This is a genomic window from Streptomyces sp. NPDC045968 (genome assembly GCF_056430475.1).
The window spans coordinates 15,493-34,416 of record NZ_JBWKLF010000022.1 but is presented as its reverse complement, the minus strand read 5'-3'; the positions used below and the strand labels follow the sequence as shown (position 1 = coordinate 34,416).

At 72.4% G+C, this 18,924-nt stretch carries 20 protein-coding genes and 1 pseudogene; 9 read left to right on the top strand and 12 right to left on the bottom strand.

Translation table 11 applies throughout. The annotated features are described in order from the left end of the window. The first annotated feature begins 167 nt into the window (after window positions 1-167). From AC07FA_RS34125 to AC07FA_RS34115, 3 genes and pseudogenes are all read left to right on the top strand, one after another. Window positions 168-899 (top strand): TetR family transcriptional regulator, encoded by a 732-nt coding sequence (locus AC07FA_RS34125; protein ID WP_479080236.1) that lies wholly within the window; start codon window positions 168-170, stop codon window positions 897-899. A 108-nt stretch (window positions 900-1,007) separates the two neighbouring features. Next, window positions 1,008-1,127, top strand: a pseudogene (locus tag AC07FA_RS34120) (zinc ribbon domain-containing protein); the annotation flags it as partial. A 21-nt stretch (window positions 1,128-1,148) separates the two neighbouring features. Further along, a complete protein-coding gene (locus tag AC07FA_RS34115; RefSeq protein ID WP_479080237.1) occupies window positions 1,149-1,391 on the top strand; it encodes a PhlB family protein in 243 nt (80 codons plus the stop codon). A gap of 39 nt (window positions 1,392-1,430) precedes the next feature. Here the strand turns inward: AC07FA_RS34115 and AC07FA_RS34110 are convergent, their stop codons facing one another. The 8 genes from AC07FA_RS34110 to AC07FA_RS34075 all read right to left on the bottom strand — a co-directional run bounded on the left by AC07FA_RS34110 (window position 1,431) and on the right by AC07FA_RS34075 (window position 8,276). Continuing rightward, entirely contained in the window at window positions 1,431-2,378 is a 948-nt protein-coding gene (locus AC07FA_RS34110) for a DUF3048 domain-containing protein (protein ID WP_479080232.1), read from the bottom strand. Window positions 2,379-2,608: 230 nt separating this feature from the next. Continuing rightward, window positions 2,609-2,797 carry a DUF6381 family protein gene (locus AC07FA_RS34105; protein WP_479080231.1) on the bottom strand — a complete coding sequence of 63 codons (189 nt, stop codon included), beginning with the start codon at window positions 2,795-2,797 and terminating at the stop codon, window positions 2,609-2,611. 96 nt (window positions 2,798-2,893) lie between these two features. After that, window positions 2,894-3,754 (bottom strand): VOC family protein, encoded by an 861-nt coding sequence (locus AC07FA_RS34100; protein WP_479080230.1) that lies wholly within the window; start codon window positions 3,752-3,754, stop codon window positions 2,894-2,896. Window positions 3,755-4,105: 351 nt separating this feature from the next. Then, on the bottom strand, window positions 4,106-4,717 hold the full coding sequence (locus AC07FA_RS34095; RefSeq protein ID WP_479080229.1) for a DNA polymerase ligase N-terminal domain-containing protein: 612 nt from the start codon (window positions 4,715-4,717) through the stop codon (window positions 4,106-4,108). A 105-nt stretch (window positions 4,718-4,822) separates the two neighbouring features. Then, complete coding sequence (locus AC07FA_RS34090) at window positions 4,823-5,338, bottom strand: DUF4232 domain-containing protein (protein ID WP_479080228.1); 516 nt, start codon at window positions 5,336-5,338, stop codon at window positions 4,823-4,825. 174 nt (window positions 5,339-5,512) lie between these two features. Next, window positions 5,513-6,820 carry a serine/threonine-protein kinase gene (locus tag AC07FA_RS34085; RefSeq protein WP_479080227.1) on the bottom strand — a complete coding sequence of 436 codons (1,308 nt, stop codon included), beginning with the start codon at window positions 6,818-6,820 and terminating at the stop codon, window positions 5,513-5,515. A 228-nt stretch (window positions 6,821-7,048) separates the two neighbouring features. Then, window positions 7,049-7,768 carry an HAD family hydrolase gene (locus tag AC07FA_RS34080; protein ID WP_479080226.1) on the bottom strand — a complete coding sequence of 240 codons (720 nt, stop codon included), beginning with the start codon at window positions 7,766-7,768 and terminating at the stop codon, window positions 7,049-7,051. Between the two features lie 25 nt (window positions 7,769-7,793). Then, window positions 7,794-8,276: an Lrp/AsnC family transcriptional regulator gene (locus AC07FA_RS34075; protein WP_479080225.1), complete on the bottom strand. Its 483-nt coding sequence runs from the start codon at window positions 8,274-8,276 to the stop codon at window positions 7,794-7,796. Between the two features lie 228 nt (window positions 8,277-8,504). On the opposite strand from AC07FA_RS34075, the gene AC07FA_RS34070 reads away from it, so the two are divergent. Then, window positions 8,505-10,001: an FUSC family protein gene (locus tag AC07FA_RS34070; protein ID WP_479080235.1), complete on the top strand. Its 1,497-nt coding sequence runs from the start codon at window positions 8,505-8,507 to the stop codon at window positions 9,999-10,001. A 160-nt stretch (window positions 10,002-10,161) separates the two neighbouring features. Then, a complete protein-coding gene (locus AC07FA_RS34065; protein ID WP_479080224.1) occupies window positions 10,162-11,223 on the top strand; it encodes a lactonase family protein in 1,062 nt (353 codons plus the stop codon). A 109-nt stretch (window positions 11,224-11,332) separates the two neighbouring features. Here the strand turns inward: AC07FA_RS34065 and AC07FA_RS34060 are convergent, their stop codons facing one another. The 4 genes from AC07FA_RS34060 to AC07FA_RS34045 all read right to left on the bottom strand — a co-directional run bounded on the left by AC07FA_RS34060 (window position 11,333) and on the right by AC07FA_RS34045 (window position 15,348). After that, entirely contained in the window at window positions 11,333-12,265 is a 933-nt protein-coding gene (locus AC07FA_RS34060; RefSeq protein WP_479080223.1) for a sirohydrochlorin chelatase, read from the bottom strand. 149 nt (window positions 12,266-12,414) lie between these two features. Further along, window positions 12,415-13,497 (bottom strand): N-acetylglucosamine kinase, encoded by a 1,083-nt coding sequence (locus AC07FA_RS34055; RefSeq protein WP_479080222.1) that lies wholly within the window; start codon window positions 13,495-13,497, stop codon window positions 12,415-12,417. Then, entirely contained in the window at window positions 13,494-14,171 is a 678-nt protein-coding gene (locus tag AC07FA_RS34050; protein WP_479080221.1) for a uracil-DNA glycosylase, read from the bottom strand. The genes AC07FA_RS34055 and AC07FA_RS34050 overlap by 4 nt, the downstream gene beginning before the upstream one ends. A 91-nt stretch (window positions 14,172-14,262) precedes the next feature. Continuing rightward, the gene (locus AC07FA_RS34045) at window positions 14,263-15,348 is read right to left on the bottom strand and encodes a WD40/YVTN/BNR-like repeat-containing protein (protein WP_479080220.1); all 1,086 of its coding nucleotides are present in this window, start codon (window positions 15,346-15,348) and stop codon (window positions 14,263-14,265) included. Window positions 15,349-15,586: 238 nt separating this feature from the next. Between AC07FA_RS34045 and AC07FA_RS34040 the strand changes: the two genes are divergently transcribed. The 4 genes from AC07FA_RS34040 to AC07FA_RS34025 all read left to right on the top strand — a co-directional run bounded on the left by AC07FA_RS34040 (window position 15,587) and on the right by AC07FA_RS34025 (window position 18,868). After that, on the top strand, window positions 15,587-16,303 hold the full coding sequence (locus AC07FA_RS34040) for a cupin domain-containing protein (RefSeq protein WP_479080219.1): 717 nt from the start codon (window positions 15,587-15,589) through the stop codon (window positions 16,301-16,303). 89 nt (window positions 16,304-16,392) lie between these two features. Continuing rightward, on the top strand, window positions 16,393-16,785 hold the full coding sequence (locus tag AC07FA_RS34035) for a hypothetical protein (protein WP_479080218.1): 393 nt from the start codon (window positions 16,393-16,395) through the stop codon (window positions 16,783-16,785). A gap of 191 nt (window positions 16,786-16,976) precedes the next feature. Next, window positions 16,977-18,086: an NADH:flavin oxidoreductase/NADH oxidase gene (locus AC07FA_RS34030; protein WP_479080217.1), complete on the top strand. Its 1,110-nt coding sequence runs from the start codon at window positions 16,977-16,979 to the stop codon at window positions 18,084-18,086. Window positions 18,087-18,136: 50 nt separating this feature from the next. Beyond that, window positions 18,137-18,868 carry a class I SAM-dependent methyltransferase gene (locus tag AC07FA_RS34025; RefSeq protein WP_479080216.1) on the top strand — a complete coding sequence of 244 codons (732 nt, stop codon included), beginning with the start codon at window positions 18,137-18,139 and terminating at the stop codon, window positions 18,866-18,868. Window positions 18,869-18,924 lie beyond the last annotated feature (56 nt).

The following is an 18,924-nucleotide window of genomic DNA, read 5'->3' as shown; positions in this document are numbered from 1 at the left end:
GCTGATCCGATTCGTTGTCACGACAATATGGCACTCAGTACCCTCTCGCAAGGTACGTAGTGCCATTCGGTGCATTCCGGTGTTACGTTCCCGGCATGACTGAAGCGCGCAGAGGACGCAGGGCGGCGGCCGGCCCGGCATCCGGTGGTTCCCCCGCGAAGGTGCCCATGCGGGAGGCGCTTGCCGAAGCGGCCTTCCAGCTCTTCCTGGAGCGCGGCTACGAGCGGACCACGGTCGACGACATCGTGGCGCGGGCGGGCGTGGGGCGCCGTTCCTTCTTCCGGTACTTCCCGTCGAAGGAGGACGCGGTCTTCCCCGACCACGAGCGGTGTCTGGCCGACATGACCGCGCTGCTCGACGGCCGTGACGGACCCGATCCGGTCGGCGCGGTGTGTGACGCGGCCAGGCTCGTGATGCGGATGTACGCGGCGAACCCCGAGTTCTCCGTACAGCGCTACGGGCTGACCCAGGAGGTTCCGGGGCTGCGGACCTACGAACTGTCCGTGGTGCGCCGGTACGAGGGCACGCTCGCCGGCTACCTGCGCCGGCGCTGGGCGGAGACTCCCGAAGGCGGGCTGCGGGCCGACGTGGTGGCCGCGGCGGTGGTTGCCGCGCACAACAACGCCCTGCGCTCGTGGCTGCGTTCGGGCGGAGTGGGGGACGCCGAGGCCGCCGTGGACCACGCCCTCGGTCTGGTGCGTGACGTATGGGGGGCGGCGGTCGAGAGGCCCGCCGTGGACCAGGGCGCCGACGGGGAACCGGACGAGGGGCCGCACCGCGCCCCGGGCGCGGATCTGGCCGTCGACTCGCGCGAGGACGTGATCGTCATGGTGGCCTCCAAGGGGGCTCCCATGTGGCGCGTGGTGCAGAGCCTGGAAGCGGCCATGACGGCGGGCTGAGCAAGAAGGGGCACTCAGTACCTTTACGGCCCGGCACTCAGTGCCATATGGTGCGGGGGCGTCGCGCGATGGTGCGGCGCTCACCAGCCGAGTGCAGGGGGTCGAGACGTGTCCCAGCCAGGAAGCGGCACCGCTACGGCGGTGCGTGAAAGAACCGGACTCACCTATCAGCGTTGTCGCTGGTGCGGCACGGCGTCCTTCCGGCGGCTCCTGTGCCCCGTATGCCAGTCGAGCGATCTCCAAACGGAGTTGAGCGAGGGTCACGGAGTCGTGGTCCGGTCGACGGTGGTGCACCGCTACACCGAGTTCGCCCGCAACGAATCCCTGGTCCGGTTCCCCGAGGGCTTCATGTTCCGTTGCCGTGTGATCGGAAGCCCGCCCCAACTGGTGTGGCCCGGCGCGAAGGTCCGTCCCGCCTCCGGCGCCGATCTCAGCACCGGAGAGGTCGTCCTCGAAACGGTGGAGAAGGTCGAACGCGACCCCTGGCGCTGAACGTCCGCTCGGCTGTTGTGCCTTCACTCGGGAGCCGTGTCATCCGGGAACGAGCACGATCCAGACCTGGCCGCGCGCGAACGTCATCGGCTTGCCGTCCTCGGTGGTGAACTCCGTCGCCGAGGCGGCGGTGTCACGCTCCCACGCGAGGTCGTACGCCTTGCCGTCGCGCAGCGCGAGCGCCGAGCCGGACCCCACGGTCTGGGTGAACGGCGAGGTGTTCCCCCACCGGTCCCGGAAGCGGGAGGGGCCCAGCGTGACGTTCTGCAGGAGCACGGTGGCCGCTTCCAGCCGGTCCCCGGAGGCCGTACGGGACGGCTTGCCGTCCATCGTGACCAGCCATTTCCTCTGCTCCGGCGACCAGGTGAACGTGAACCGCGCCGACGGGTAGGTGACGGTGCGTTCGCCGGTGGGTGTGCCGCCCTCCGGCGCGGGCGCGAAGCGCAGTCCGATGTCCTCGGCCGCGTTGACCCGTGTCGCCGGGTGCGGGATGTCTCCCGGGCGCAGATACAGATTGTGCGGTGCCGGACGGTCCCGGTCCCTGAAGTAGGCGTTCGGTGCCTTCGACGGGGGCAGCGCGTCGAGCGGTGCCGCCTCGATCGACGGCATCAGTGCCGACTGGGCGCCGGAGTACGCGAGTGTGGGCCCGTCGAACTGCCGGAGCAGTTCCAGGTCGGTCTCCCGGGCGCTGCGTACAGGCCCGACCACGGGCGGGACGTCGGAGGAGTAGACGGCGAGTATGCGGCTGAGTCCCGCCTCCACCTGCTCCACATAGACGAGATCGGCGTTCTCCAGCCCGGTCGGGGGACGGGCTGGGGCGACGTTGTCGATCTTCACGGCGAGGGCGTCGGCTCGTCCTGCGGACGTGCCCGAGTCGTCCGGGGAGGGAGTGTCCCCTCCGCCCTGGCAGCCGCAGACCACGGCGACGACGAGGGCGAGGACGGCGAAGGGCGTCGCGGCCGGTCTCTTCGATCCGGAGGTGCGCATGGCGGCCGCCCCTTTCGAGCCGTTCGGCACGCGGGTGCCGGCTCATGTCTGCTGCGGCGATGACTCTCCTGTCCATCATCACGCAGAAGACCGGCGGGACGGTTCCCACGCTCCGGAAACGCTCCGGAAATCGCCGAGCGAGCGCGAGCGGCGTGCGGCCGGGCGGACGCGCGAACGAATGAGGCCCGGGCGGGAAGCGTGCACCCGCCCGGGCCCGGCAGAGGGAGCTCCTACCGCCCGGAGCTCCTGCCGTCCGTGGTGTTGTCGTCCTGCTCACTCTGCGCCAGGAGCCGCTGGGCCTTCTGCTGGAGGCGCAGGCGGTGCTCGGGGTCGCTCGTGCGCTCAGCGGCCTGACTCAACTCGCTCGCCTTCTGGCGCATGTGCTGGACGCGGCCCGAGGGTCCGGATATGGCGCTCATGATCACTCCTGGGTTCATGGAGAGCGGACAGTGCCAGAGAACCAGCCTCCTGCGAGGACTGCACCCGCTACCGTCACGTTCCGTAATCAGGCGTGCTCACGACCATCCTTCGCCCCGTGCCGGTGGAGGGCCGGTGACCGAGGCGACACAGAACACGGCGCCATAGGGGTCGCGGAGCGTGGCCCCGTCCTCATGGGCCGAGATCCGGCGTTCGATGACCCGGCCGCCGTGCCGGACGGCGGTCTCCAGCGCCGCCTCCACGTTCTGCACGGGGAAATGCACGTTCCAGCGCGGCCCCCGTCCGGGCACGGTCTCGCTGTTCTCGGCGCCCGCCGTGATGAGCGCGGCGACACGGCCGTCGTCGCGCAGCACGACGTCGTCGTGCTCGTACCCGACGTCGCAGTAGCCGGGCTGCTCCGACGCCCAGTCGAGGATCTCTCCGTAGAAGAGCGCGGCCTCGAACGGGTTGGGGGTCGTCAGATCCAGCCACCAGGGGCGATGCTCCCGCCAGGCCCGCGAGTCGGCCACGAGACGCCCCTGCCAGACCCCGAAACGGGCGCCCTCGCGATCGGCGGCGACCGCGGCCCGGCCGATCGGGAAGTCGATCGGCCCGACCGCGAGCGTTCCCATGCGCTCCCTGATCCGCGCGGCGGCCACATCGGCGTCAGGGACGGCGAAGTACGGCGTCCAGTCGTTCGCGATGTGCAGCGCGTCCGTCAGCTCCCCCAGACCGGCCGTCGGTACGCCGTCGTAGAGGGCCACGCTGAACTCCTCGCCCAGGTCCGTACCGCGGAAGGTCCACCCCAGTACGGCCCCGTAGAACTTCTGCGAAGAGGCAAGGTCGCGCGTGGCGAGACTTGCCCAGCACGGCGCCCCGAGACCCGAGGCGTCCGTCGTGGACCTCTGCTGCGGCGACCTGCGTCGCGGAGTCTCCTGCTGTGGATGCGAGCCGATCACGGTGCGTACACCTCCAGAGCGGACCGGCGTGACCCTTGCCCGGCCCTCGCGGGCGCCCGGATGCGGCCGTGTGCCGCATCCGCGGACGTCGGTCGGCGAGTGGCCGCACGTCGCCGGGTGCGACGCCGCCGCCCTTGGGGCTCCTGCCATGGACTTGTGCGTAAGTGTCCCGGCCGTTGCCCTCACGGCATGCGCGAAGCGCGGCCGGTCCTCGGTGACCATGGTGCCCGAAGGCGCGGGGGCGGGCCACTCGTGCGCCGTGCCTCCACCGCCGCATTCCGGGTGGCACCCGCGTCCGGGGCCGTCGGTCCGGCGCCTGGACAGCCGCCGACGACACCCGGCCCGGGCGCGTCAGCCGCTGTGTTCGCTCGCCGCGGCCTCGACCTGGTGCAGCGTGCGCCCGGTACGGGCCGAGCGGGCGTGGTACGGGTTGGGGGTGCCGGGCCTGTCGTGGACCGCCCGGTTGTCGTTCGCCTTGATCAGCAGCCAGGCCACCTGGCCCGCCCCCGGCGCCTCGTCGCCGACACGGAAGCGGGTGAGGGCGAATTCGCCGTGGAGTTTGGCACCGTCGAGCCAGAAGGTCGCGTGACCGCGCTCCAGGGCCTCCTCGAACGACACGGGCGTGCCCTGCTCGTCGTGGCTGAGCGGCCGGTAGGTGCCCTGGTCCCAGACGATGACCGTGCCGCCGCCCTGCTCGCCCGGCGGGATGACGCCCTCGAACTCGCGGTACTCCAGCGGATGGTCCTGCGTCGGTACGGCCAGCCGCTTGTCCCGAGGATTGTCCGAGGGGCCCCTCGGCACCGCCCAGGACTTCAGTACGCCGTCGACCTCCAGCCGGAAGTCGAAGTGCATCCGGCGCGCGTCGTGGATCTGCACCACGAACCGGGGCGCGCTGCCGTTCGCCGCGTCGTTCCCGCGCTGCTCCGGACCCGTGCCGGTCCGCCGTACGTCGTCGGTGTTCACGCCAGGTCCTCCCGCCCGCAGCCCCTTCTTCCACTGTGCGGCCCGGGGCGGTGGACCGCACGGTGGTGAGCCGGTGGCCCGACGGGACCACCGGCAGACTCCGTGTCAGTCGGTGTGCTCCGCGAGCACCACGTCCGCCTCGGCCCGGGTCGGGTGCCACCAGGTGGTGACGGGTTCCCAGACCCGGATTCCGTCGGGCGCCCCGAGGGAGGCGGCGTCGATCGTCAGCCCGTAGTGCGCGGGATGCCCGGCGACGGTCATCCGGTCCACCAGCCGCAGTTCCGTCGACGCAGGGTCCAGCGTCCGTACGGCCGCGTACGCGGACCGGCCCGCGGCCAGCCGGTACGGCGCGCTCCCGGTCTCGGGCACCGGCAGCGCCGCGCCGTCCAGTTCCCCGAACGTCACGGTGGGAATCCGGTCGACGACACAGGGGCGCGGGCCCTGGTTGGTGACACTGATCCGCACCACGTCCGCGACGTCGGGCGAAGCGGTCGCGGCCACCTCGACGGCACGCTCCGCGCACACGGCGGGACCGGGGGCCGCGGCCGCGGGAACACCGGACGTGGCCAGCAGCGCGAGGGTGGCCGCCGACGAAGCGGCGAGAGCAGGACGGATACGCATCGGAATCCCCGTTCGTTGGCGTGGGCGTCGACGCACGCGGCGAAGGAGCCGGACGAGACGGCTCGGGCGGCGTACGCCCGACCAGCATCCACCGCGGACCGGCGGTCTGCCTGATATGACGCGCCTGCCCGGCCATCGGTTGTAGGGAATGAACCAGCGGACCCGAGCCGGGCCTCAGTCGTCGTCGTGGTCCTCGCCCTTGTGCTTCTTGTCCCTCGCCTCGCCTTGTTGGCCGTCGCCCTGTTCGTCGTCCTCGGTGGCGTCCTGCGGCGTGGAGTCCTGGGGTGCGGCGCCCTGGGGCGCACCGGAGGAGGCCGCGCCCGTCGCCGGTCCGTCCTCGGCCGGTGTCACGGGTCCGGTCGTCCCCGTGGGGTCGGTGGCCGGCGTCTCCGCGGAGCTGGGGTCCGGGGCGAACAGGATCATCCCCAGGTACACGGCAGCGATGAAGGCGGCCGTTCCCGCGATGGCGCTGGCCACGCGCGGCCGGCGCCGGATCGCCTCGCGGGTGCTGCGTCTGCGGGCGGGCACGGGGGCCCGTCTTCGGCCGGTGGCCTGCGGCAGCCGGTACGTGGTCGGGCCCGCGGCCCCGCCCGCGGTGTCCGGACCGGCGGACCGCTGCCCACCCGTGGGCATCGGTGAGGGGAGCGGGCGCCGCGCCGGGGGAGACGCCGGCAGGTGCGCCGGACCGGCGGGGGCGGCGTGCGGGGGCAGTGGCTGCGGGCGCCCGCGCCAGGCGTCGGTGCGGAACCAGTCGGACACCTGCTGGGCGCCGGGCCGGTCCTCGGGCTGCTTGGCGAGCAGGCTCAGCAGATACGCGTCGAAGGCGGGGGAGATGTCGACGCCCCGCTGCCGCAACGGTACGGGAGGGGTGTCCACGTGCTGATAGAGCGTCGCGGTCGCCGTATCGGAGCGGAACGGCGGGTGACCGACCAGGAGTTGGTAGATCACGCAGCCGAGTGAGTACATGTCCGAAGCCGAGTCGGCCGTGCGGCCGAGTGCGCGTTCCGGGGCCAGATAGAGACTCGTACCCACGATCTGTCCGGCGGTGGTCAGTGCCGTGGCGGGATCGTCGACGAACTGGGCGATCCCGAAGTCGCCTATCTTGACCGACCCTTCGGCGTCCAGCATGAGGTTCCCGGGCTTGATGTCCCGGTGCACGACGCCCTGCCGGTGGGCGGCGGCCAGACCGGCGGCCGCTTCGCCCGCGATCCGGGCCACCTGCTCCGGATGGACCGTCTCCTGGGCCGCGAGCAGATCGCTGAGGCTCCTGCCCTCGACCAGTTCCATCACGAGATAGAACCGGTCCTCCCAGGCACCGAAGTCGAACACGGCCACCAGGTGAGGGTGGCTCAGCCGTGCGGCGGTCTGCGCCTCCAGCCGGAAGCGGGCGGCCGACGACGCGTCGTCACGGTCCCCCAGCAACAGCTTCACGGCGACGGCCCGGCCGAGGACTTCGTCCGCCGCGCGCCACACCTCACCCATGCCGCCGCGGCCGATAGGGGATATCAACCGGTACCGACCAGCTACCAGCACTGTGCACCAATCTCGAATCTGTGGCCCGCTTCGACAGCCGCGGAGGCGACCTCATCGGTCTCATCGGGATCGGGATGAGGAAGGGGCGCGCGGCAGGGTCAGGATATCGGCCTGCGGGACTCCAGTTGGCACCGGTGACCTGCTGACCTCCCCCCGGCGCGCCGGTGGGGGCGGCATTCAGCCAATCGCCGCGGTGGACCCCGGGCCGCCCTCCCCGAGGAGCCACGCGAACGCGGCCCGGGCCGTGAACTCACGCTGCCCGCCCACGAAAAGCAGATCCGCCGCCAGGAACGCCGGATCGTCCGCCGTCCCCGCCACATAGGGGACCGCGAGGCAGCGCATACCGGCCGCACGTGCCGCGGCCGCGCCGGGCGGGGCGTCCTCCAGCACGACACAGTCGGCAGGTTCCGCTTCCAGCCGCCGCGCGGCCTCCAGGAACACATCGGGCTCCGGCTTGCCGTGCGGTACCTCCTCCGCGGACACGTAGAGGGAGAGGTACGCGTCCAGGCCGGTGACGGCCAGCACCGCCCCGATCGCCGCCCGGGACGAACCCGAGGCCACCGCCATCGGGACGCCCGCGCCGTGCAGGCGTTCCACGAGCGTCCGCATCTCGGGGAAGACCTCGGTGGAGGAGCCGGCCAGTTCGAGGTAGAGGGCGTTCTTCCCGGCCAGCAGTTCGTCGACCGGAGCCTCGATCCCGTACTCGGCGCGCAGCGCGGTCAGCGTCTCGCGGGTGCCGATCCCGATGAAGCGGGTGTGGTGCTCCCAGCTGAAATCCGGCACGCCGTACCGGGCGAGGAGGCGGCGGCCCGCCTCGTAGTAGTTCGGCTCGCTGTCCACGAGAGTGCCGTCGAGATCGAAGATGACGCGTGGGGCCCGGGTGCGCGGTGAACTCATGGTGCCCAGCATGCCGGGCGGATGATCAGCCCGGGCCGCCGGCCGTCCGCCCCACCGCCTCGACCAGGGGCAGCACCCGGTGCGCCACCCGCTCGCGCAGAGCCACCTCCGTACGCGTCCTGACCACGCCCGGAAGCTGGATCAGCTGCTGGATCACGTCCTCCAGATGTCCGTTGTCGCGGGCCACGACCCGCGTCAGCAGATCGCCGCCGCCCGTCGTCGAGAACGCCTCGATGATCTCCGGGACGGCGGAGAGCGCCTCGCCCACCTCGTCCAGATGCCCCTGGGTGACCTCCAGGTGCACGAAGGCGAGGACCGGGTGGCCGAGGGCGGCGGGGGAGAGCGCGGGTCCCGTCCCGGTGATCACGCCGTCCCGCTCCAGGCGGTCGAGCCGGGCCTGCAGCGTGCCGCGGGCGATCCCCAGGATGCGCGCGTACTCCCGCGCACTGGTGCGCGGCCGCTCGATCAGCAGCCGCAGGATGCGGGTGTCGAGAGTGTCCACGGCCATGGTCCGTTGGCCTCTTCCTGGCTCGGTGAAACGTGCCCTCACTGTACCAATGGCACAGCACTCGCTCGTCGAGTTGAGCCACTGTCCGGCAGGATGCTTTCCTTGACTCATCCATGGCGCTGCGCAGCGCCGGACGGCGACGAAGCCGCTTCCGGTTACGCGGCGCCTTTGCCGTTCACAAGAGGGTGTTCTCCAGTCGAAGGGGGCGGTCCGACCGTCGTGAAGAGGATGTTCATCGCTCCTGATCCGGGGCTTGTGCGACTGCGTTTCGCGGCCCGTGGGCTGCTGGGAATCGGGTTCGCCGTGGTGGTGTGCGGGCTGGCCGGGCAGTCGCTGACCGCATCCATCACGGGCGGTCTGGCGGCCCTTCTCGCGCTCTTCACCGTCACGGATTCCACGGTCCGGGGCCAGGCCGTCACCACGGCGCTGCTGCCCGCTGTCGGGTTTCCCGTGCTGGCCCTGGCGGCGGTCCTGCATGACCACCCGCTGGTACGGGACGCGACTTTCCTGGCGATCGTGGGCCTGGGCGTCTACGCCCGCAGATGGGGGCCGCGCGGGCACGCGCTCGGGATCTTCGGGTTCATGACCTTCTTCGTGACGCAGTTCCTGCACACGGTCCCCGGCCAGCTGCCGGAGCTGTACGGCGCGCTGCTCCTGTCGCTCGTCTCGTCCTCGGCCGTGCGCTTCGGGTTCTGGTGCTACGAGCGGAACACGGTGGTGCCGGCCGTACCGGTCATCACGGCCGGCAGAGGCCTGGCGCGTGTGACGACGCGGCAGGCGGTGCAGGCGGTCGCGGCCGGTGCCTTCGCGCTCGGCGTGGGGCAGTTCCTCTCGGAGGACCGTTGGTACTGGGCGGTCGGCACCATGTGGTGGGTCTTCGTGAACACCGCCTCACGCGGCGAGACCCTCGTCCGCGGTTTCCGCAGGGTGCTCGGAACACTGGTGGGGATCGCCGTCGCCATGGGGATCGCCGTGCCGTTGCACGGCGCGCCGGTACCCACCGCCGCCCTGCTCGCCGTGTGCGTGTTCGCGATCTTCTACACGGCCGCGGTCTCGTACTCCTGGATGATCCTCGCCGTCACCCTGATGGCCGGTCTTCTGTACGGTCTGCTCGGTGTCCTGGACACCGGACTCCTCGCGCTGCGTCTCGTCGAAACAGGTGTCGGAGCGATCGGTGCGGCCCTCGCCGTGCTCCTGGTCCTGCCGGTCACCACCCACGAGACCACCGACGCCTGGATACGCCGCGCCCTGCGCTGCGTCCAGTCCTGCACATCCGAGGCGGCCGCCCGGCTCGCAGGCGCTCCGGACGCCGATCCCGCCCCGCGCGTGGCCGAACTCGAACTGCTGCTGGGACGCGTCCGGCTCTCCCTCGCACCCCTGGTGCATCCGTTCAACCCCCTGCGCGCGCGCAAGGCGCGGGCGTACCAGGTGCTCGCCCTGCTCGACCTGTGCGTGCGCGAGGTGCGCGGCCTCGCCGCGGTGGCCGCTGATCCGGACGCCTCTCACGACGCCCGTCTCGCAGCCGCCTGCTGGCGCGTCGAGGCGGCCGTGGAAGCACTGGTGGAGCCGACGAGCTCCGCGTCGGCGAAGCTCGTGCAGCACGACGCGGCCGACGCGCATCAGGGCCATGCCGCCCTCGCGCACCTCCAGGGCCTGGAACGGGCCCTCGCCGGCCTGGAGGCCCCCCTGCGCGGCGCTCCGGGATCCTCGCTCATCAGCACCTGACGCCCTGCGGTCCCGGTAGGGGTCCGGACGAGAACACACCACGGTGACGCCTCGGCCGGACCAGGGGCTCGGCCGGCCATCCGGATTGGTCTGGACCAAAAGCCGGCGCCTGCTACCGTCGGCCCAAAGATCACGACAGACGGTGAAGAGGGGTAGCGCGATGAGCGGGAACAGCGTCGGACGGGCATTCATTGGGTCGTTCACCTCGGCGGGCGGGCAGGGGATCACCGCCGCCGCCGTGGACCGGGAGACCGGTGCGCTGACCGTGCTCGGTTCCACCGATGCCGTCCCCGACCCGTCGTACCTGGTCAGCGGCCTGGGACCGGGCGGAACTGTTCTCTACGCGGTCAGTGAGACCTCGCAAGGGGCGGCGGCCGCCTTCGACCTCACGGGCGACGTGCCGCGGCTCCTGGGCGCCCCGCAGTCCGTGCGCGGGGACGGCCCCACGCACCTGACGCTCGCCGCAGGCCACGTCGTCACGGCGAACTACGGATCCGGCAGTGTCACCGTGCTGCCCGTGCTGGCCGACGGCTCGCTCGGGCCCGCCGAATCGGTCCTTCAGCACGAAGGCAGTGGGCCGGACTCCTCCCGCCAGGCGGCCCCGCACGCCCACGAGGTGCTGGCCGACCCCTCGGGCCGGTGGCTGCTGAGTGTGGACCTCGGCACCGACTCCGTACGCGTCTGCGTCGTCGATCCGGCCACGGGGGAGCTGCGCCTGCACGGCGAGACGGCGCTGAGTCCCGGTACCGGACCGCGCCATCTGGCCTTCCACCCGGCGGGCCGCCTCGCCTACGTCGTCGGCGAACTCGAACCGACCCTCACGGTGTGCACCTGGGACGCGGACACCGGCGTCCTCGAACCGGCCGCCGTCACAGCCGTTCTGCCCGACAACGTACTCACCGAGGCCGAGGTGCGTACGTATCCCTCCGAGGTGGTCGTCTCGCACCACGGACGGTTCCTCTGGGTCGCGAACCGGGGGCACGACAGCATCTCGGTCCTCACCCTGGACGAGACCGGCGAGAAGGCGGCCCTGGCCGCGACCGTCAGCTGTGGCGGGCACTGGCCGCGTGACCTGGCCCTCGACCCCACGGGGCAGTGGCTGTACGCCGCCAATGAGCGCTCCGGGAACGTCAGCTGGTTCGCCGTGGACGCCGCGACGGGCATCCCCCGCCACGCGGGCTCGCTGGACGTCCCGGCGCCCTCCTGCGTGACCTTCGCCTGAGGTCTGCGAAGGCGGGGCGTGCACCGGCGGGGCGCGCGCACGGAAACGGCCGGTGCGGTACGGGCCAGGGGATTCCTGGTCCGTACCGCACCGGCAGGCCTGCGGCGTGTCAGTGCGCCTGAGCGCCCAGCGCCCCCTGCGGCGTGGCGGGGGTGATGCCGAGCGCCGTCGCGTACAGCGACAGCACCAGCTTGCCGATGGCCGGGTACGCGCCGAGCGGCTCGGCCATCGCGCAGCCGGCCTCCTTCGCCGCCGCGTCCAGCAGACTCGCGTCGATCTCCGGGCCCACGAGGTACGGCGCGAGCGCCAGCTGGGACGAACCGGAGTTCTGCAGCTGCTCGGCGATCGAGGCGACCGAACCCTCCACGTCGAGCGCCGCGGCCATCACCGGCACGGCGAGCCGTGCGGCCAGCAGCATGCCGGTGATCCCGGCGGCCTGCACGGCCTCGTCGCCGCCCACCGTGGCCAGCACGATGCCGTCCGCGGCGGTCGCCACGGTGAACAGCCTGGCGCGGTCGGCGCGCGCCAGCCCGGCCTCCGAGAGGCGCACGTGCAGCGCCTCGGCGAGCAGCGGGTGCGGGCCGAGCACGTCGGTCAGCTCGACCTGGGTGCCGCTGTCCATCACTGCCTGCCGTATCCGCCGCATGAGGGCGTTGTCCGGTCCCGCGAGGAGCGGCACCACGACGGCGGAGGGACCTTCGGGGGCGGCGACCTCACGGCCCGCGGCGACGGCCTGCTCGTAACGTCCGACGCGCTCGGCGGCGGCGTGGGCGAGTACGGAGGCAAGCGAGGGGTACTCGGCGTCGTCACCGTCGAGATATCCGATCCGGGCGTTCAGGCCGGGAAGCTCGGAACGGGCGATGCTGATCACCTCTTCGGCCAGGCTTCGCGTGGCCGAGGAGGGGGTACCGGGAAGGGCGAGAACGAGCGCGGCAGCGCCCTCGGGTGCGACCACGGGCTCCGGGCGGCGGTGCCGTCCGGACTGGCGAGGTCGCGGCATTCGTACAGGCAGGCCGGAAGCGGGCCCAGTGGGGGTGCTCATGGCGCCGCATGCTACTGGTTTTGGGTACTCCTCTGTTCGGGGAGGGCCCAGTCAGGCGTTATCTGTCCGCTAATGTCCGTTGAGTCGCATAGCGGTCAACTGCCCCGCTCTGTCGGCCGCAACGCGTTCCCGAATGACTGCTCGTATCCCTAATCGGCACCCGGGTCTCGCCCCTTCCCGGGCCCGGTTGCGGCCTCCGGCGCGGTGGACGGTGCCCGGCCCGGTACGAACAGCAACGTGGGATGTGGCGGCAGCCGAAGACCGGAGCCGGCGAGCGCCCGGGCGATCCGGAGGGAACCGGTGAGCGGGTCGCCCTCAGCGGGTACCACCACCGCCTGCGGCACCTGCCGCGCGAGCTCTTCGCGCAGGGGTACGAGGAGGGGGTCGCCCATCCGGAACAGGCCACCGGTCAGGGCCACTTCACGACGCCCGGCGCCGTCGGGTCCGGCGTCAGGGCACACCGCGGCGGCCGTCTCGGCGATATGGGCCGCGGCCTCCCGGAGGATGCCTTCCGCGACCGGATCGTCACCCGCGCACGCCGCGACCTCGGGGGCGAAGGACGCGAGCAGGGCCGGCCGGTCCGTCCGCGGATAGAGCAGGCCCGGCAGGTCCGTCGCCGGACCGAAGACCGCCACCAGCCGGGCGAGCAGTGCGGCGGATCCGCCGCGCCGCCCGTCGTGGGCGCGCATCGCCGCGTCGAGCCCCGCCCGCCCGATCCAGGCCCCTCCGCCGCTGTCACCCAGAAGATGACCCCAGCCGTCGGCCCTGCGCCACCCCGAAAGATCCGTGCCGAGGGCGATCATGCCCGTGCCGCCCGCGACGACGGCGCCCGGCCGCTGGCCGAGCGCGCCCGCGTACGCGGTCACCGCGTCGGCGGCCAGCGCCAGTCGCCGCACGCCCAGTCCGGCCGCGAGCGCGCCGGGCAGTTCCGCGCGCAACCGCTCGCCGAGCGTCGCCATCCCGGCGGCCCCGATCGCGAACGCGGCGATCCCGGCGGGGGAGTCCGCGCCACCCCCGTACCGCTCCGTTGCCGCGTCGAGCAGCTGCCGGACCGCGGGCAGGAGCTGTGCCAGCAGATGGTCCGCGTCGATGCCCCCGGGGCCCGTCCGCACCGGCTCCGGACAGACCGTCGTCGACACGGGCCGCTCCCCGTCCACCATCCCGAGCGCCACCCGCAACCCCGATCCGCCGGAGTCCACGCCGATGACGAACCGGTCCGGGGGAGCCGTCACGGCAGCCGCCAGTCGACCAGCCGCGCCCCCTGGCGCTCCAGCAGCTCATTGGTCCGGCTGAACGGCCGCGAGCCGAAGAACCCCCGGTCCGCCGACATCGGGGAGGGGTGCGAGGACTCGATCGCCGGAAGGTTGCCCAGCAGGGGGCGCAGATTGCGGGCGTCACGCCCCCACAGGACCGACACCAGGGGAGTGCCCCGGGCCACCAGTGCGCGGATGGCCTGCTCGGTGACCTCTTCCCAGCCCTTGCCGCGATGGGCCGCGGGCCGCCTCGGCGCGGTGGTCAGCGCCCTGTTGAGCAGCAGCACCCCCTGCCGCGTCCATGGGGTGAGGTCGCCGTTGGACGGCCTCGGGAGCCCCAGATCCGCGTGCAGTTCCCGGAAGATGTTCTCCAGGCTGCCCGGCAGTGGACTGACCTCGGGCGCCACGGCGAAACTGAGACCGATCGCATGCCCCGGCGTGGGGTACGGGTCCTGACCGACGATCAGAACCCGCACCTCGTCGAACGGCTGCTGGAACGCCCGCAGGACATGGGGACCCGCAGGCAGGTAGGTGCGTCCCGCGGCGATCTCGGCACGCAGGAAGTCGCCCATCGCGGCGACGCGTTCGGCCACGGGTTCAAGGGCCTGCGCCCACCCCGGCTCGACGATTTCTTTCAACGGTCGTGCTGCCACGGGCCGCACTCTACTGGTGATACGACCACACTGATCAACTGACCTGTGGGGGTGCCATCATCCGCCATGCCCTCCCACGCGCACCGGCCGGTCAGCCGATCACCGCCGCCCGTACGCACAGCACGTCCGGCAGGTGCGAGAGGAGCTGCTGCCAGGTGTCGCCGTCGTCGGCGCTCGCGAACACCTCGCCGTTGCGATTGCCGAAGTAGACACCCGCGGGATCGGCGTCGTCCGTACAGAGAGCGTCGCGCAGGACCGTGCCGTAGTGCGGGCCCTCCGGCAGTCCCGCGGACAGTGGCTCCCAGGTCCGCCCCGCGTCGCTCGTACGGAACACCCGGCAGCGGCGCTCGGCCGGGACGCGGTCGGCGTCGGCGTTGATCGGGAAGATGTAGGCCGTCTCCCCGCGATGGGGGTGCGCGGCGGCGGCGAACCCGAAGTCGGACGGCAGGCCCTCGCCGATGTCCGTCCACGAGTCCCCGGCGTCGTCGCTGCGGAACACCCCCCAGTGGTTCTGGAGATAGAGCCGGTCGGGATCGGCGGCGTCCCGCGTCACCTTGTGGACGCACTGGCCGAACTCCGGATCCGGGTCCGGCAGGAAGACCGCCGAGACGCCCTTGTTCGCCGGGGCCCAGCTCGCGCCGCCGTCCTTCGTCCGGAACACGCCCGCCGTGGAGACGGCCACGGTGACCGCCTGGGCGTCCCTCGGGTCGGTCAGGATGGTGTGCAGTCCCTCGCCGCCCCCGCCGGGCACCCACTTGGAGCGGGTCGGGTGCTCCCACAGCGGACGGACCAGCTCGAACGACTCGCCGCCGTCCTCCGAGCGGAAGAGGGCCGCCGGCTCGGTGCCCGCGTACACCACGTCCGGTGCCTCGGGGCCGGCCGGATGGAGCTGCCAGACCCTCTCCAGCGAGGCCTCGGTGAACTGCGGGAATTTCACCGCCGGTTGCTTCGGCTCGACCCAGGTCGCCCCCAGATCGTCGGAGTGGAAGACCGAGGGGCCCCAGTGCGCGCTGTCGCCGCCGACGAGCAGCCGGGGCGTCTCCCGGCGGGTGTCGATGGCGATCGAGTAGATCGCCTGGGCGTTGAAGTGCGGGCCGTCGAACTCCCACGTACCGCCGCGCCTGCGGCCGATGAAGAGTCCTTTGCGGGTGCCTACGGTGAGCAGTACCTCGGTCATGACAGAGACCTCCCGAAACGCCGTTGAGTCGGATACGGGCCAGTCTGCACCCGGCCACTGACAGTGGCGTGGAGTGACGCCGTTCACGCAGGTCAGGGCGGCGACGACGGGCATCCGGGCGGGTGTGCGGCCCCGGGTACGGGCAGGCGGTCTTGACCCTCTCCGGGGCGCGTCCTAGCGTCCCTTCAGAAAGCGCTTGCCCAGCGCACCGGGCGGGGTGCCGAGCCGAGGAGCTCCTGTGGTGACCTTCGAAGGACTGCCGGGCGCCGTCGCCGTTTCCCACCTGCGGGTCTACGACTGGCCCGCCGAGGACGGCCTGCGCGGCGGCACCCCGCACCTCCACCTGACCTGCTCCGAGGGCTATGTCGTGGTCGGCGGCAGCGGCTTCGTGCAGACGCTCACGGCGACCGGTTTCCGGCAGACCCCGCTCGCTCCCGGAGCCCTCGTATGGTTCACGCCCGGGACGATCCACCGCCTGGTCAACGAGGACGGGCTGCGCATCGTCGTGCTGATGCAGAACAGCGGGCTGCCGGAAGCCGGTGACGCCGTGCTCACCCTGCCGCCCCGCTTCCTGGCCGGTCCCGACGTCTACCGCGCGGCCACCGCCCTGCCGGCCGACGGCACCGAAGCCGAACAGGAGAGGGCGGCCCGCGTCCGCCGCGACCTCGCCGTCGAGGGCTTCCTCGCCCTGCGCGCCGCCGCCGGAGCGGGCGACCCCGGCCCGCTGGCCGCGTTCCATCGTGCCGCGGCGGCCCTGGTCCGTCCCCGCGCCGATGACTGGCGCGAGCGCTGGCAGCGGGGCGCGGCCGCCGCGTCGGAGGCGACCCGTACCCAGCTCGACGCCCTCGCGGGCGCCGACGCCGGCTACCTCGCGGAGGCCTCCGTCCACGCGGAACGGCCCTCCGCCCACGGGAGGTTCGGGATGTGCGGCCGTCTGGACGTCTACGCGGGCTGACAGCCGCCGCGGTACGTACGGCCGTCGGCCCCGGCATGGTTTCCCCAGGTCACGGCTAAGGTCGTGGACGGGACGAGGAGGCGACAGCCATGAGTATCGAGATCGACGACGCCCAGGGGCGCCGTGTACCAGTCGAGGTGACCCCGGGCGTGCTCCAGGTGGGCATCCGGCTCGCCGCGCGGCCGGAAGGGCTCTCCTGGTCCTGCACCCCGGCGGCGGCGAGGGAGCTGGCCGCCGCGCTCGTACGGTCCGCCGAGGAGGCGGAGAGGATGTCGCCGGCGGAGCCCGTCACCGTCAAGGCGCACGAGCTGCGCCGGGGGGACGTGCGGGACGGGGACCGGGTCATGACGGTCGAGGGGGTCAGGCACGACGGCGCCACCGCCCATGTGACCTGGAAGTCCGGCGCCGGACGGAGCTGGACCCAGGCCTACGGAGCCGACGCCGACATCACGCTCCGGCACCGCCTGGGGACGGAGACCTGAGCGCCCGGGCCGCCCGGCAGCGGGCCTGAGCGGCAGGGCGCCGAGCCCGCGCGCACCGGAGCCGCGGCACGCAGTTGTACGAGAGACGTCGTAATTCGACGATCGCCGTAGTACGGTATCTCTCGTACAAGACGCGGTGTCCATCCGCCGCGTCCGCCGTGCCCGTCGCACCAGGTGAAACGGAGTCTGTCGTGAGCGCCCTTTTCGAGCCCTACGTCCTGCGATCTCTGACCATTCCCAACCGCATCTGGATGGCACCCATGTGCCAGTACAGTGCCGAGGTCTTCGGGCCGAACGCGGGCGTCGCCAACGACTGGCACTTCTCGCACTACGCGGCCCGCGCCGCGGGCGGCACCGGCCTCATCCTGGTGGAGGCCACCGCGGTCAGCCCGGAGGGCCGGATCAGTCCCGCGGACCTGGGCCTCTGGAACGACACGCAGGTCGACGCGTTCCGCCGTATCACCGCCTTCCTCACCAGCCAGGGAACCGTTCCCGGTATTCAGCTCGCTCACGCGGGACGCAAGGCCTCCACCGAACGCCCCTGGCGCGGCGGCGGCCCGATCGAAGCCGGCGTCCCGGACGGCGAGGGCTGGCTGCCGGTTGCTCCCAGCCCCTCGCCGTACGACGACGACCGCCCGGCCCCCCGCGAACTCACCGTGGACGAGATCGGCGAGATCGTCGCGCAGTTCGCGGACGCCGCCCGGCGGGCGCTCGCGGCCGGCTTCCAGGTCGCGGAGATCCACGGCGCGCACGGATATCTGATCGGTGAGTTCCTCTCCCCGCACAGCAACCACCGCACCGACGCCTACGGCGGCTCCTTCGAGAACCGCACCCGCTTCGCCCTGGAGGTCGTCGACGCGGTGCGCGCGGTGTGGCCCGAGGAGCTTCCGCTGTTCTTCCGCATCTCCGCCACCGACTGGCTCAGCGAGAACGCCGACGACGAGCGGGAGGGCTGGACCGCCGACGAAACGGTCCGCCTCGCACACGAGCTGCGGGCGCACGGAGTCGACCTGCTCGACGTCTCGACCGGCGGGCTCGCGCCCCGGGCGCGCATCCCTGTCGGTCCCGACTACCAGGTGCCGTTCGCCGAGCGGGTCCGTACCGAGGCGGGCCTCCCCGTGGCGGCGGTCGGCCTGATCACCGACCCGGTCCAGGCCGAGAAGATCGTCGCCGACCACCGGGCCGACGCCGTACTGCTCGGCAGGGAACTGCTGCGCGACCCCTACTTCGCCCGCAACGCCGCGCGCGAACTGGGCAGCGGCACGGTGCCGGTTCCCGAGCAGTACGGCTGGGCGGTCTGACCAGGCCTCCCGTGCGGAGACGGGGTCCTCTGTGGGTACGCTGATCCGCGATGCTCACTCCAGAGGGCCCCACGCTCCGCGAACTGGCCGTCCAGGCGCTGTCTTCCGTCGAGCGCGGATACGACCTGCTCGCCCCGAAGTTCGATCTGACGCCCTACCGGACCCCGGACGCAGTGCTCGACGCCGTCACGCGGGCGCTCCGGCCGCTCGGCCCGTTCGGAGCGGGACTCGACGTCTGCTGCGGCACCGGAGCGGGCGTGGGCGTCCTGCGGCAGGTGTGCGGAGAGCGGGTCACGGGTGTCGACTTCAGCGCGGGCATGCTGGCCGTCGCCCGGTCCGCTCCGGCCGACCCGTCCGGAGCCGGTCCGGCGGTGCACTGGGTGCGGGCCGACGCACTGGCCCTGCCCTTCGCGCCCGCCTTCGATGTGGCCCTCAGCCTCGGGGCGTTCGGCCACTTCCTGCCGAAGGAGCGGCCCGCCCTCTTCGCGCAGGTGCACGCCTCGCTGCGGCCCGGCGGCCGCTTCGTCTTCCCGGTGGGCGCGCCACCCGTGGTCGGCTCGAAGGCCTACTGGTCGCTCCTGGGCTTCGACCTGGCCATGCGGGTGCGCAACGCCCTGTGGCGGCCGGCCTTCGTCATGTACTACCGGACGTTCCCGCTCCCCGATGTGCTCGACGATCTCACTGGGGCCGGATTCACCGTGCGACTGCTGCCGCTGACCGAACTGGGCAGTCGCCCGGACGGCAGTCCCCGCGCCCGTCTGGTGGTGGCGACGCGCGCGTGACCGGAATCCCGCGGCTCCCGCGCGACGGAACGGCTGGCCCTTCCGTACCCCAGAAC